Genomic DNA, 14,390 nt, shown 5'->3' on the forward strand with positions numbered 1-14,390 from the left:
GGCCCTGGCCCTAGAACCCGCCGCCCCCGAAGTCCCCGCCGCCGCCGAATCCGCCGCCGTCACCGAACCCGCCGCCTCCGCCGTCACCGAACCCGCCGCCGCCGAAGCCCGAGGAGTCGAAGTCGGAGCCGGAGAAGTCGCCGCCGCCGAAGTCACCGCCCGAGCCGAAGTCGCCGCCGCCGTACTCCGCCGCGTACGCCGGGGTGGAGAGCATCGAGCCGAGCATCGTGCCGACCAGCAGGCCGGGCAGCAGGCCGCCGCCGAAGTAGCCGCCCACCCAGGGGCCGTAGGCCGGGCCCGCCTCCCAGTAGGGGCGGCGGCTGCCGTCGCCCATGTCCACGGTGCGGCTCATCGGGTCCTCGCCCTCGCGCAGCCGGACCTCGTCGGCGCCGCAGACCGGGACCTCGCGGGCCGCACCGCCCGACGGGGACCAGCGGACGTCGGCCACCGACGGGCCGTGGCGGGGGTCGAAGAAGCAGGGCGGGCGGCGCGCGGGCAGTTCGGCCCCGGTGCGCCGGGCGTCCAGGACGGCGAGCGAGAAGCGCCCGTCCTCCAGTGCCTGGGTCACCGCGCGCACGTCGGAGGGGTGCCGGGCGTGCTCCATGCGCGATTTGGCGCTCTCGTAGGAGTCGAGGGCGCGTTCGTAGTCCGCGCGCATCGCGTCGTCGGCGCCCGCCTCGGCCGGGTGGAAGTCGAGCCGGTCCAGCGTCTCGCCGTACTCCGTGATGTCCTCGTCCACGACGACCCGGAGCTTGTCGAGCGCCGCCTGCTCCTCGGCCTCCTTGCGCCTGCGGTTGCGGCGCACGATCGTGTAGGCCCCCGCGCCGCCGACGACGACCACGGCGCCCACCGCGATCAGCCCGGCGGTGGACGAGCTCCCGCCGGACGAGGCGCCGCCCCAGGAGTCGGGGGCGTGGCCCCCGGCCTGCTCGACGGCGCGGTCGACGAAGCCGTTCAGCTGGGTCGCGGCATCGGGGGCCGCGCCCGGTGCCTTGACGGCAGCGGTGAGGTTGCGCACCGCCTGCTCGGACATCACCTGCGGGTCGGCGCCCGCGTTGAAACCGTCGCCGAGCCGGATGGCGTACACGCCGGTGATCCCGGTGTCGGTGCGCAGCGTCCTGAGCACGCTCGACGCGGGGAAGGCCGAGGTCTGCGGGAGCACGGCCACGAACACCGGCTTGTCGGCGTCCTTGATCTTCTTCGTCAGGGCGGCCGCCTGGCCGCGGGAGAGCTGGGCGGACGCGGCCGGGTCGACGTAGACCGGGCTCTTGCGCAGCGCCTGCGCCACCTCGTCGACGGTGGAGGCGCGTACGGCCGAAGCAGCGGCGGGAGTGGTGCGCGGGGCGGGCGTGGCAGCCGGGGCGAGCGCCAGGACCAGGGCGGCCGCCGACAGGATCAGCAGCAGTCCGGCCAGGAGCGCCGGGAGCAGGTGGGCCGGGAACGGTCTGTTCCGCATACCTCGAACGTAACCCACATGGCCGAGCGGTGCGCGGGCCGGGCGGGGCCGGATCCGGTGCCGGGACCGTTTGGGGCGGGCCTGGATCGCCCCTGTCCGTATGTGATGTGCTGACGCCCGGGTCCGGTTGCCGCGCATGCGAGAGGTCGTGCAGTGAACTCAGGAAGTCATGCCGGGAACTCGGGGGATCACGCCGGGAGCCGACGACGGCGCCTCGGCCGCCGGGCCGTGCTCGGGGCCGGCCTCGTGGGAGGCGTCGTGGCGGGCGGGGCCGTGGCCGCGTGGAAGGCGCTCGGCGACTCGGACAGCGGCCCGTCCATACCGGCCCCGCCGCGACGGCGGGCCCTCTGGACGTACGCGATGGACGGGGGCGGCGGCTGGCTGACCGGGCTGAGCCTCTCGGGTGACTCCCTCTACGTCACGGACGACGGCCCGGTGGCCGTGCACGCGGTGAGCGCCCGCAGCGGACGGCGGAGGTGGGTGACCGAGGTGACCGGCGGCACGCCGGGGGAAGCGACGCTCGGGCGCGTCACGGTGACCGGCTCGACCGTCTGCGTGGCCGTCCGGGGCGGGCATGTGCACGCCCTCGCGGACGCGGACGGCGCCCGGCGCTGGACGACCGGACCACTGGGCGGCGACGAGCCGGCGGCCCCGGTGGTCATCGGCCCGACCCTCTGCGTGCTGCTGAGGACGCGGACGGAGGGGGACGAGGCCGGTGGTACCCGGACCGTGGTGGAGGGCGTGCTGTGCGGCCTCGACGTACGCAGCGGACGCGTGAAGTGGCGGACCGGGGGGCACCGGCTGCTGCTGGCGGACCGCCCGCGCGGACAGCTGATCGCGCAGACCGCCGACGGCGACGGGCTGTCGGCGCTCGACGCGGACAGCGGTGAGCGGCGCTGGTCGCTGCCGAAGCAGGACACGTTGGCGCTGGGGTCCGATCTGCTTTACGCGACCGGGACCAGGACGGCGGACGAAGTGAGCGCGTACGAGCTGTCCACCGGCCGGCTGCGGTGGAAGGCCCCCGCACCGCCGAAGGGCTACGCGCAGGCCCTCGGCGCGTATCTCACCGTCTCCGCCGACGGGCGCACGCTCCACGCGTGCGACGGCGGGACCGGAGCGGTGTACGCGTACGACGCGATGACTGGCGACCGGCGCTGGCGCGTCACGGTCGACTCACCGGTGGTGCCCGCGGCGGCGGCCGCCGGGTCCGCGGTCTTCCTCGCCTCGACCTCCGGCTTCCCGGCCTTCCACGCTCCCGACGGCTATCTCACCGCGCGGGCCGCGTCCGACGGCAGGCAGCTGTGGCGTACGGACTCCGGCGTCTGCACCTCCGTGGCGGTGGCGGCGCGGGGCACGGTGCTGGTGGCCCACGACGCACAGACGTGGGCCTACGACGCCCGTACCGGAGCGGCGCGCTGGCGGGTGAGCGGCGGGCCCGGCGTGGGCGACGCCCCGCTGACCGCCGGCGGCAGGCTGTACGTGGTCACGGACGCGGGGATCGGCGCGGTGACCCTCTGACGCCCCGCCCGGCGGGCCCACCGGGCGGAGCGTCGTATCACCGTGAGTACCGGGGGAACCGACCCGGTGGGCGCTACTTCTTCTGCTCGACCTTCACCCAGTCGATCTCGGCCTTGATGCCGCCCTGGGCGACCCGGTCGACGCTGGACTGCGGCAGGCCCCAGTAGGGCTCGGTGACCTTGTTCCAGCCGGCCGGGTAGGCGCCGCCGAGTGCCAGGTTGAGGATCACGTACTGGTTGTGGTCGAAGACCCACTGGCCCCGGGTGGACTCCAGCTTCTGGCGGGAGGTCCGCTGGACGACCTGGTCGTCGACGGTGAACGTCATGCCCTCGGCCGTCCACTCGACGCCGTAGGTGTGCCACTGGTCGGCGCGGCCGCCGTCGGGATAGGTCTGCTGCTTGCCGATGTTGCCGTCGGCGGAGTAGCCGGGGCCGTGCAGTGCGGAGCTGGTCCAGTCCCCGTAGCCGATGTTCTCCATGATGTCCGTCTCGCCCGAGCCGGGCCAGGAGACCGTCGGGTCGTCTACGTTGCTGCCGAGCATCCAGAAGGCGGGCCAGTAGCCGTCCCCGACCGGCAGCTTCATACGGGCGCTTACCTTGCCGTAGGTGAAGTCGAACTTGGTGTTGGTGTCGACCCGGCCGGAGGTGAAGTCGAAGGTGCCGTTGGGTGTGGAGGTGCAGCCCTTGCAGTACTTCGACTGGAGGACGAGTGCGCCGTTCTCGGTGCGGATGTTGTCGGTCGAGTCCACGTAGGCCTGCGACTCGCCGTTGACCGGGCCCATCTCGGTGCCCGTGCGCACCACCCGCCACTTGGAGCGGTCCAGGCCGGATCCGGTGAAGTCGTCGAAGAACGTGGTGCTGTAGGCGCCGCCGGGGTCCTTGGGCAGGGCCGGGTAGGCGGCGGACGCGCTGCCTCCGGTGCCCCAGACCTGGAACTCGTAGAGCGAGTAGCCGAACTGGGCGGTGGCGGGCGCCGGGTTGTAGAAGGAGCGGCGCTCCACGCCGAGCATCCGGACGTAGCGGCCGGTGGCGGGGGTGGCCAGACTGACGGTGTCGTGGCGTCCGGCGGCGTCGCCGGGCGACTTGACGTCGGCGCGGCGGGCGGCGACCTCGGCGGCGGAGGGCTGGTGGACGGTGCGCCAGGTGCGGTTGTCGTCGGAGACCTGGATGCGGTAGTCGACGGCGTAGGCCGCCTCCCAGTACAGGTCGACGGCGTTGATGGTGGAGGTGGCGCCGAGGTCGACGCTCACCCAGCGGTCGGCGTTCCAGTCGCTGGACCAGCGGGACTGACCGCCCTTGAGGTCGGCCGGCCAGCCGCCGTCGGTGACGAAACCGGGTGAACTGCCCGCGTCCTGGTAGAGGTTGCCGTACGCGGGGTGGTTCAGGGCCAGGTTGGTGCGGGTGGTGGAGGCGGGGGCGGGCTCTCCCCCGTACACCTTGAAGGAGTAGAGGGAGTAGCCCCAGGCGGTGGCGCGCTGGATGCCGCGCATCCGGACGTAGCGGCCGGTCACCTCCTGCGGGTAGGTGTGGGCGGTGACGCTGCCGCCGGTGCCGTCGTCCTCGGTGTAGAAGGTGGTCCAGTCGGTGCCGTTCTTCGACACCTCCAGGACGTACTTCTTGCCGTAGGCGGCCTCCCAGTCCAGGGTGACCTGGCTGATCCGGAGGGTGGCTCCGAGGTCGACCCTGATCCAGGCGTCGTCGGCGAAGTCGCTGGACCAGCGGGTGGTGCCGTTGCCGTCGGTGGCGGCACCGGGTCCGGCCGCGCCGTTCTCGGAGCCGGACGCCGTGACGGCGCCGGGGTTCGCGGTGTAGGCGGCGGCCGCCCGGTCGGTGTCCCAGGCCGCGGCCTGCGCGGCGGCCCGGGGTGCGGGCGCCGCGAAGGCCACGGGTGCGGCGAGGGCGAGCAGGGCTGCGGTGGTGGCTGCCAGAGTCGTACGAGAGGGCACGGTGGGGCTCCCGTTCGTTTCCAGGGGATGCGCGGACGCGGCTACGCGTTGCGGGTGTGGTGGATGGTGTCGCGGTACCACTTGGCGCTGTCCTTGAGCGTCCGCACCTGCGTGTCGTAGTCGACGCGGACGATGCCGAATCGCTTGTCGTAGCCGTAGGACCACTCGAAGTTGTCCATCAGCGACCAGGCGAAGTACCCCCGGACGTCGGCCCCCCGTGCGCGGGCGGCGGCGACGGCGGCGATGTGGTCGGCGAGATAGGTGGTGCGGTCGGCGTCGTGGATCTCGCCGTCCGCGGAGACGGTGTCGTCGAAGGCAGCGCCGTTCTCGGTGATGACCGTCGGGAGACCGTAGTCCTTCTCCAGGCGGACGAGCAGGTCGGTGAGGGCGGTGGGAGTGATCTCCCAGTCCATGGCGGTACGGGGCAGGTCGCGTTCGACGACGCGGGTGACGGGCAGGCCGTCGGCGTCGAGCACGGCGCCCTGTTCGGTCACGCCGGAGAACAGCGTGCCCCGGTAGAAGTTGACGCCCAGGACGTCCAGCGGGGTGGCGATGACCGCGAGGTCGCCGTCCTGGACCGGGAGTTCGATGCCCTGGACGGCGAGGTCGGTGACGATGTCCTCGGGGTAGGCGCCCTTGACGACCGGGTCCAGGTAGAGGCGGGCGCCGAGTCCGTCGGCGCGGCGGCAGGCCTCGGCGTCCTCGTGGCTGTCCGTCTCGGGGGTGGCGGTGCCCAGGTTCAGGGTGAGGCCTAGTTCGAGGTCGTTGCCCCGGGCGGCGGCCTGCTCGCGCAGGTACCGCGAGGCGAGGCCGTGGCCCAGCAGCAGGTGGTGGACGGCGTGGATCGCCTCGCCGAAGTTCTGCCGGCCCGGGGCCTGGCTGCCGTAGGCGTAGCCGAGCATCGCCGAGCACCAGGGCTCGTTCAGGGTGGTCCAGTGCTTCACCCGGTCGCCGAAGGCGTCGTAGGCGAGGGCGGCGTACTCCGCGAAGCGGTAGGCGGTGTCGCGGGCCGGCCAGCCGCCCGCGTCCTCCAGCTCCTGCGGCAGGTCCCAGTGGTAGAGGGTGACCCACGGGGTGATGCCCTTGGACTCCAGCTCGTCGAGCAGCCGCTGGTAGAAGTCGAGGCCCTTGGCGTTGGCGGGGCCCCGGCCGCCGGGCTGGATGCGCGGCCAGGCCAGCGAGAAGCGGTAGGTGTCGACGCCGAGGCCGGCGATGAGCGAGACGTCCTCGGGCATCCGGTGGTAGTGGTCGCAGGCCACGTCGCCGTTCTCGCCGCGGACGACCATGCCCGGCACCCCGCAGTACGTGTCCCAGATCGACGGCGTCCGGCCGTCCTCGGCCGCCGCCCCCTCGATCTGGTAGGCGGCTGTGGCGACGCCCCAGCGGAAGTCCGTGGGCAGACCGGGAACGGCCTGGGCGGCGATCTCGCGGGCGTAGGCCTGAGGGGTGACGAGGTTCATGGTTCTCCTGTGGTGTGCGGGGCGGGGGGCCAGGGCGTGTCGTCAAACTGCCGTCATCGCCCGGAGGGCGGCCGGGCGGCAGTTCGGCGACACGCCCTACGACCGGGCGGCCGGTACGTGGCCGGCGGTGGCCGGGACCTCCCGGTGGAGCCAGCAGGCCACCGAGCGGGAGCTGTCCCCGTCCGGTACGGCGAGCACCGGGACGTGGGTGTCGCAGCCCTCGACCTTCTTGGCGCAGCGGGGGTGGAAGGCGCAGCCGGCGGGCATCGCGGACAGGTGCGGGGGCGAGCCCGGGATGCCGCTGAGTTCGCGCCGGGGGCCGTGCAGCGCGGGGAAGGAGTGCAGCAGTCCGTCGCTGTAGGGGTGGCGGGGGTCGCGGTAGATGTCGGCCGACGCGGCCTCCTCGACGATCCGGCCGCCGTACATGATCGCGATCCGGTCGGAGAACTCGATCAGGAGCGAGATGTCGTGGGTGATGAAGACGACCGAGAAGCCGAGCTCCTCGCGGAGCCTGACCAGCTGGCGCAGGATCTGCCGCTGCATGACGACGTCCAGGGCCGTCGTGGGCTCGTCCATGATGACGATCTCGGGTTCCAGCGCGAGGGCCATCGCGATCATCACGCGCTGGCGCATTCCGCCGGAGAGCTGGTGCGGGTAGGCGCCGAGCCGGTCGGCGGAGATCCCGACGAGCTTGAGGAGCTCCCGGGCGCGTGCGGTGCGCTCCGCCCGCTTCATCTCCGGGCGGTGGGCCTGGAGTACGTCGGTGAGCTGGCTGTGGACCGTGTGCACCGGGTTGAGGGAGTTCATCGCGCCCTGGAAGACGATCGACAGCTCCTGCCAGCGGAAGGCCCGCAGTTCGGGGGCCGACAGGGTCAGCAGGTCGAGCGCCTGGCCGTCGCGCTGGTGGTAGCGGACCTCGCCGCCGGTGATGACGCCGGGCGGGGAGAGCAGCCGGGTGACGGCGTACGCCAGGGTGGACTTGCCGGAGCCTGACTCGCCCGCGAGGCCGAGCACCTCGCCGCGGTGCAGGGTGAGGTCGATGTCGCGCAGCGCGTGCACGGCGTCGTCCCCGGTCCCGTAGTCGACGTTGAGGCCGCTGATGCTGAGGACGGGCTCGCTCATGAGCGGGTCTCCTTGTGGTGCCTGCCGCGCGCCGCGGCGTTGTCCGTGGCGCGGGCCACGGGGGTGAAACCGACCCGCATCCGGACCTTGCGGGAGCCGCCGGTCTCGGTGCGCAGGCGCGGGTTGACGAATTCGTCGATGCCGAAGTTGATGAGGGCGAGGGACATGCCGAGCAGGGCGATGCAGAGCCCGGCCGGTACGAACCACCACCACGCGCCCTGGGCCAGGGCCTGGTTGGACTGGGCCCAGAACAGGACGGTCCCCCAGTTCCAGTTGGAGATGTCGGCGACGCCGATGAAGGCGAGGGTGATCTCGGAGAGGATCGCGAAGATGACCGTGCCGACGAAGCCGGAGGCGATGACGGCGGTCAGGTTGGGCATCACCTCGAAGAGGATGATGCGCCAGGTCGACTCGCCGGTGGCGCGGGCCGCCTCGACGTAGTCCCGGCGGCGCAGTGAGAGCGTCTGGGCGCGCAGCACCCGTGCTCCCCAGGCCCAGGAGGTCAGCGCGATGACGATCGCGATGAGCAGGTCGCCCGCGTCGGAGACGAAGCTGGCGATGATGATGATCAGCGGCAGTCCGGGGATGACGAGGAAGACGTTGGAGAGCAGCGAGAGCACCTCGTCGGCGGTGCCGCCGAGGAAGCCGGCGCTGACGCCGATCAGCACGGACAGGATGGTGGCGAGGATGCCGGCGATGAAGCCGACGACGAGGACGCCGCGGGTGCCGACGAGGATCTGCGAGAGCACGTCCTGACCGGTCTGGGTGGTGCCGAACCAGTGCGCCCCGGAGGGCGGCTGGAGCAGTTCCTTGCCCATGGTGTCCGGGTCGTAGGGGGCGATCCAGGGGCCGATGATCGCGATCAGCACGAAGAAGAGCAGGATGCAGAGTCCGACGACGGTCTTGCGGCCTCGCAGGAACCGGAACTTGCGCTTGCTCGCGGCCGGGGTCTCGGTCGCGTCGAGTACGGCGACTTCGGTGGCGGTGACGGCCATGGGTCCTAGGCCTCCCTTCGGGTACGGGGGTCGAGGATCATGTAGAGCACGTCGGCGAGGAGGTTCGCGGCCAGGACGGAGAGCGTGATGATGAGGAAGACGCCCTGCATCAGGGGGTAGTCCTTGGCGCCCACGCCCTGGAAGAGCTGGTAGCCGATGCCCGGGTAGGAGAAGACCATCTCCACCAGCAGGGTGCCGCCGACGATGAAGCCGAGCGAGAGCGCGAAGCCGGAGATGTTGGGCAGGATCGCGTTGCGGGCGGCGTACCCGAACATCACCCGGCGCTCGGAGAGTCCCTTGGCCTGGGCGACCATGACGTAGTCCTCGGAGGAGACCGTCACCATCATGTTGCGCATGCCGAGGATCCAGCCGGCCACGGCGCTGAGCACGATGGTGAGGCCGGGCAGCACCCCGTGGTAGAGCGCGCTGGAGATGAACGGCCAGTCGAAGGCGGGGACCAGCGAGTTGTCGTAGCCGCCGGCGGCCGGGAAGAGCGGCCACTTCACGGCGAACAGCGAGATGGCGATCAGGCCGAGCCAGAAGTACGGGATCGCCGAGATGAAGGTGGTGACGGGCAGCAGGCTGTCCATCCAGGAGCCGCGCCGCCAGCCGGTGAAGACTCCGATCCCGGTGCCGAGCACGAAGCTGATCAGCGTCGTGATGCCGACGAGGGCCAGCGTCCACGGCAGCGACTGGGCGATCACCTCGCTGACCGGCGTCGGGAAGAAGGTGAACGACAGGCCGAGGTCGCCGTCGAGCAGGTGACCCCAGTAGTCGGTGTACTGCTCCCAGATCGACTGGTGCTTGTCCAGGCCGAACAGCGCCTTGAGGGAGGCGATGGCGCTGGTGTCCAGCTGTCCCTGGAAGCGGGCGATGAGCGCCTGCACCGGGTCGCCGGGCATCAGGCGCGGGATGAGGAAGTTGATGGTGATCGCGGCCCACGCGGTGACCAGGTAGAAGGCAAGCCTCTGCAGCAGGTACTTCACTTCGCGGCCTCCTTCTCGTGGTCGGCGGCGCGGCCGGCGCCGTCCGCGTACAGCCAGCAGGCCGCCCACTGGCCGTCGGCCAGGTCGAAGCGGGGCGGCAGCTCGGTGCGGCAGCGCTCCATCGCCTTGGGGCAGCGCGGGTGGAAGCGGCAGCCGGCCGGTGGCTCGATGAGCGAGGGGGGCTCGCCGCTGCCGGTCTCCTCCTGCTCCTCCTCGGCGACGGCCCGGTCCGGGTCGGGTGCCGAGGCGATCAGCAGCTGGGTGTAGGGGTGTGCGGGGCGCTGGGTGACGGTCTCGCTGTCACCGCCCTCCACGATCCGGCCCGCGTACATCACCAGCGTGGAGTCCGCGAAGTAGCGGGCGGAGGCGATGTCGTGGGTGATGTAGAGGATCGCGAGGTGCATGCGGTCCTTGAGGTCCTTGAGCAGGTTGAGCACCCCGAGCCGGATGGAGACGTCCAGCATCGAGACGGGCTCGTCCGCGAGGAGGACCTGGGGGTCGGCGCCGAGCGCGCGGGCGATGGCCACGCGCTGGCGCTGACCTCCCGACAGCTCGTGCGGGAACTTGTCCAGGTACTGATGAGGAGGAGTCAGCTGGACGCGGTTCAGCAGAGCGGTCAGGTTCTGTTCCAGTTCCGCCTCGCCGTTCCCCGCCCGGCCGTGGATCTTCAGCGACCGGGTGAGGTGGTAGCGCACGGTGTGCACCGGGTTCAGCGAGGCGAACGGGTCCTGGAAGATGAGCTGGACCCGGCGTACGTAACTGCGGAAGGACCGGCCACGTCCGGCCTTCGCCGGCTGCCCGTCCAGGTGGATCTCGCCCTCGGTGAGCGGATACAGCTGGGCGAGCACTCTGGCGACGGTGGACTTCCCGGAGCCCGACTCCCCCACCAGTGCCGTGACGGTGCCGCGCCGCAGTTTCAGCGAGACGTCGTCGACGGCGTGGACGGTACGGCGCTTGCCCGCGAGGAGATCGCGGCCGGTGCGCCGTACGGCGAAGTGCTTGGTGACTCCGCGTGCTTCGAGCACGACGTGGTTCTTTTCGAACTGTTCAGACATGGCCGGTACCTGGATCCCTGGGAGGCCGTCGGGCAAATGGGGGGTGGAAGAAGGAGCGGGGCTGGGTGCGTGCAGCTGCAAGGCGGAGGAGAGAGGCAACGCGAAGGGGGTCCCCCCATGCCTTGAGGGCTATGGGGGAGTTGTTGACCGAGGACAACGCCGCAGATGTGCGCACCCAGCCCCACGACGCCGCCCCCCATTTGCCCGACGGCCTTTACTTGGCGGGCTTGAGCTTCAGCACGATCTCCAGCGCCGAGCGCTGGGTGTGCTGCGGGTCGGCGTACGGGTTGTCCTCGGTGGGCCAGCCCACCCAGTTCTTGGTGGAGTACTCCGCCCCGATGGGCGCCGCCGCCGTCGGGATCATCGGCGCCTGCTCGACCATGATCTTCTGCAGGGTGTTCATCGCGGTGATGCGGGTGGTGTCGCTCGTGGCGTTGGCGAAGTCCTTGAGCGACTCGGTGGCCTCGGTGCTCTTGAAGCGGCCGAAGTTGCCCTGCTGGGAGGGCTTGCCGATGGGCTGCAGCAGCGCGCCGTCCATGATGTTCTGGTACATGTCGTACGGGGTCGCGCCGCTGTTGGTCCAGTGCAGGGTCGCGTCGAAGTTGCCGTTGGCCACGTCGGCGGTCCAGGCGTCGGCCGTCTGCGTCTTGACCTTGGCGTCGATGCCGAGCTGCTTGATGTTGTCCTTGATGATCGCGAGGCCGGTGATGTAGTCGTTCCAGCCGGCCGGGTCGGTGAAGGTCAGCTTCACCGCCTTGCCGCTCGAGTCCTTCAGCACGCCGCCGCTGAGCGTGAAGCCGGCCTTCTCCAGGACCTTCTTGGCGCCCTCGACGTCGGGCTTGGTGGTGGCGTTCTTGTACTCGGGAGAGATGAAGGACTTGCCGGCGGGGAGCGGGATGCCGGTCGGGTTGGTGATCTCCGGGTAGAGGGTCGCCTCTGCCTGGGTGTAGATGGCGTTGCGGTCGACGACCATCGCCATGGCCTTGCGCAGCGCCGGGTTGTCGAACGGCTTGCGGGCGGTGTTGAACCAGAGGCCGTGGATGCCGAGCCCGGACGGGAACCACAGCTTGTGGTTCTTGGGGTCCTTGGATATGAACAGCTGCTTGTAGTTCGGCATGAAGACGAACGACCACTCCAGCTTGCCGCTGGCCAGCGCGGTGGTGGCGGCGCTGTTGTCGTTGTAGGTGCTGTAGCGCAGCTCCTTGACCTTCGTCGAGCCCTTCCAGTAGGTGGGCGTGGCGGTCAGCGTCGTGGTCTGCGGGGTGAACGTCTTCAGCTTGTACGGGCCAGAGCCGACCGGCGTGCGGTTGGGCCAGGTCTCCGGGTCCTTGACGCCTTCCCAGATGTGCTTGGGCACGATGAACTGCTGGATGATCTTGTTCTGGTTGACGTACTGCGAGTCGTCGAAGGTCAGCACGACCTTCTTGCCCTCGACCTTCACCCCGCCCCACGCGATGCCGTCCTGGTTCAGCGCCGGGTGCTTCTTCAGCATGTTGAAGGTGAACGCGACGTCGTCGGCGGTCAGCGGCTTGCCGTCGGCCCACTTGGCCCTGTCGTCGAGGGTGAAGGTGACCTTGGTGAAGTTGAGGTCCCACTTCCACTCGGTCGCCAGCCACGGGTCGGCCTTTTCGGCGGGCCGGATCTGCCTGACCATCGCGAGCGGCTCGTAGATCATGTACCGGTAGCCGAGGGTGGCGCCCGCCGAGGTGTTCAGGAACGGGTTGCTGTTGTTCGTCTGCGGCCCGTCCGGCTTGCCGATGTTCAGGACGCCCGACGCGGCGCCGCCGCCCTTGTTGGCGTTCGAGTTGGCTGACGAGCATCCGGCGGCGAGCGCGACCACCGCGGTGGCGAGCGCGGCCGCTCTGAGCGTGTGACGGCGTGCGGACATAACGACTCCAGGAGGGACTGGCGGGTCTGGGAGATCCGGAAACGGACAGCGCTCGGCGCGCCGGGTACGGGCGGGTGCTGATGCGGTGCGGGTACGCGCGGCCGGCTGCCGCGCGGAGTACGGGAGAGCGGTGGGGCCGGGTCCGGCCCCGTCCGCTAGGGCGCCGAGTGGCGCACGACCAGTTCGGTGGGCAGCACGAGGGGTGCGTCGGGTACGGCGGTGCCGCCGAGGTGGGAGAGCAGCAGCCGTGCCGCCGTCTCACCCATCTGCCGGGTGGGCTGGCGCACGGTGGTCAGTGGCGGTTCGGTGTGCTCGGCCATCGGGATGTCGTCGAATCCGACCACCGCGATGTCGCCGGGAACGGAGCGTCCGGCGGCGCGCAGCGCCCGCAGCACTCCTGCCGCGGTGATGTCGTTGTGTGCGAAGACCGAGTCGAACTCCACCCCGGAGGCGAGGAGTTCCTCCACGGCCAGCCGGCCGCAGATCTCGGTGAAGTCCCCGCGGACGACGAGATCGGTGGGCAGCACGGAGACGAATCCCGCGAGCCGGTCGCGTACGCAGCCGAAGTCGTGGGGTCCCGTGACGACCAGGGGTTTGGTGCGTCCGCCGGCCCGCAGATGACGGGCGGCCGACGCGCCTCCTTCGTGGTTGGTGGTCACGACGGAGGGGAACTCGGGGTGGTGGCCGCGATCGTCGATCAGCACGATCGGCAGGCCTGCGTGGTGCAGTGCGGTGAGGTGGTCGAGGGTGTTCTCGGGTTCGACCACCACCAGTCCGTCGAAGGCCCGCGCGGACACCTGGCTGGTGAAGCGCTTCACGGACTCGGCACCCCGGTTGCAGGTGAACAGCAGCAGCCCGTAGTCGGCGGCCTCGACGGTGTCGACGACGCCCTGAAGCACCTCGCCCATCCACGGCCAGGTGAGCGAGGGCACCAGCATGCCGACCGTGCGGCTGTTGCCGCGGGCCAGACCGACGGCGCCCGAGCTGGGCACATAACCGAGCTGTGCGATCACTTCACGAACACGGGCGGCCGTTGAGCCGTCCACTTCGCCCTTGGTGTTGATGACCCGGGACACGGTCGTCTTGCTGACGCCGGCCTCGCGGGCGACATCAGCGATGGTGACACGCATCGGGGGCCTCCAGGACACAACAGGACAGAGAGAGCGACCGGTGGTGGAACCGGTTCCGGAACCGGTACCGGCGTTGGTGGCGTGAGTTAACCCCGCCGACACAGAGCCGTCAATACTTCACGCCGAGATTGGTCCGTACCCATCCTTCGAGCTGCGAGGAACGTCAATGCGTTCAAGTCTTGAAGACGTACACCCTTGACGTGAGCCCGTAATAGCAGTTCACTCACGCCTCGTTCACCGACACGGCCGCGTACCTGATGAAGAGCAGCGGGGGGCTGAGCCAGGCGACCCGGGACGCCACGACGAAGAACCTGTTCTCCCCCACGGACGGCATCGGCCTCTCGTTCGTCCGCAACCCGATGGGCGGCTCGGACCTGGCCCGCACCGGCTACACGTACGACGACATCCCCGCCGGACAGACCGACCCGTCGCTCGGGCAGTTCTCGATCGCACACGATCTGCCGGACGCCCTCCCGCTCACCGAGCAGGCCGGGGAACCGAACCCGGCACTGACGACGGTGGCGTCCCCCTGGACGGCCCGGCGTGGACGAAGGGCAACGGGCAGCTCAACGGCGGCCGGCTGAAGGCGGAGAGCCACGGCACCTACGCCGACTGCTTCGTCAAGTACCGGAAGGCCTACGGGGATCAGGGAGTTCCGGTCGACTACGTCAGCCCGCCGGAGCGGAGCCGCGGATGTACATCCGCAAAGGCCGCCGTGGGGGGGGGGGGGCGGGGGGGGGGGGCGGGCCCGGGGGGGGGGGGGGGCGCGCGGGGGGGGGGGGGGCGCCGGCCCGGCGCGCGGGAGGGGAAGGGGGGGGGAGCGGGCCGCGGGGAC

10 protein-coding genes and 1 pseudogene are annotated in these 14,390 nt (G+C 70.9%); 2 read left to right on the forward strand and 9 right to left on the reverse strand.

What is annotated here, in order from left to right; translation table 11 throughout:
• Nucleotides 1–10: 10 nt before the first annotated feature.
• Complete coding sequence (locus ACGFU6_RS15960) at nt 11–1,456, reverse strand: hypothetical protein (RefSeq protein ID WP_393611282.1); 1,446 nt, start codon at nt 1,454–1,456, stop codon at nt 11–13.
• A 258-nt stretch (nt 1,457–1,714) separates the two neighbouring features.
• On the opposite strand from ACGFU6_RS15960, the gene ACGFU6_RS15965 reads away from it, so the two are divergent.
• Complete coding sequence (locus ACGFU6_RS15965; RefSeq protein ID WP_393611284.1) at nt 1,715–2,974, forward strand: PQQ-binding-like beta-propeller repeat protein; 1,260 nt, start codon at nt 1,715–1,717, stop codon at nt 2,972–2,974.
• A 73-nt stretch (nt 2,975–3,047) separates the two neighbouring features.
• Here ACGFU6_RS15965 and ACGFU6_RS15970 read toward each other — a convergent pair whose 3' ends face one another.
• The 8 genes from ACGFU6_RS15970 to ACGFU6_RS16005 form a co-directional block, all read right to left on the reverse strand.
• Complete coding sequence (locus ACGFU6_RS15970; RefSeq protein WP_393611285.1) at nt 3,048–4,919, reverse strand: discoidin domain-containing protein; 1,872 nt, start codon at nt 4,917–4,919, stop codon at nt 3,048–3,050.
• A 41-nt stretch (nt 4,920–4,960) separates the two neighbouring features.
• Nucleotides 4,961–6,379: a GH1 family beta-glucosidase gene (locus tag ACGFU6_RS15975; RefSeq protein WP_393611287.1), complete on the reverse strand. Its 1,419-nt coding sequence runs from the start codon at nt 6,377–6,379 to the stop codon at nt 4,961–4,963.
• Between the two features lie 96 nt (nt 6,380–6,475).
• Nucleotides 6,476–7,501, reverse strand: coding sequence for an ABC transporter ATP-binding protein (locus tag ACGFU6_RS15980; RefSeq protein WP_393611289.1), 1,026 nt, complete (start codon nt 7,499–7,501; stop codon nt 6,476–6,478).
• Nucleotides 7,498–8,496 (reverse strand): ABC transporter permease, encoded by a 999-nt coding sequence (locus tag ACGFU6_RS15985; protein WP_393611291.1) that lies wholly within the window; start codon nt 8,494–8,496, stop codon nt 7,498–7,500. Before ACGFU6_RS15985 ends, ACGFU6_RS15980 begins: the two co-directional genes overlap by 4 nt.
• A 5-nt stretch (nt 8,497–8,501) precedes the next feature.
• A complete protein-coding gene (locus ACGFU6_RS15990) occupies nt 8,502–9,482 on the reverse strand; it encodes an ABC transporter permease (protein WP_123461838.1) in 981 nt (326 codons plus the stop codon).
• Entirely contained in the window at nt 9,479–10,537 is a 1,059-nt protein-coding gene (locus ACGFU6_RS15995; protein ID WP_393611293.1) for an ABC transporter ATP-binding protein, read from the reverse strand. Before ACGFU6_RS15995 ends, ACGFU6_RS15990 begins: the two co-directional genes overlap by 4 nt.
• 214 nt (nt 10,538–10,751) lie before the next feature.
• Nucleotides 10,752–12,425, reverse strand: coding sequence for an ABC transporter substrate-binding protein (locus ACGFU6_RS16000; protein ID WP_393611295.1), 1,674 nt, complete (start codon nt 12,423–12,425; stop codon nt 10,752–10,754).
• A gap of 155 nt (nt 12,426–12,580) precedes the next feature.
• On the reverse strand, nt 12,581–13,555 hold the full coding sequence (locus tag ACGFU6_RS16005; RefSeq protein WP_393611297.1) for a LacI family DNA-binding transcriptional regulator: 975 nt from the start codon (nt 13,553–13,555) through the stop codon (nt 12,581–12,583).
• Nucleotides 13,556–13,782: 227 nt separating this feature from the next.
• On the opposite strand from ACGFU6_RS16005, the pseudogene ACGFU6_RS16010 reads away from it, so the two are divergent.
• Nucleotides 13,783–14,258, forward strand: a pseudogene (locus tag ACGFU6_RS16010) (glucosylceramidase); the annotation flags it as partial.
• Nucleotides 14,259–14,390 lie beyond the last annotated feature (132 nt).

The organism is Streptomyces sp. NPDC048462 (assembly GCF_043200175.1).
Classification (GTDB): Bacteria; Actinomycetota; Actinomycetes; order Streptomycetales; family Streptomycetaceae; genus Streptomyces.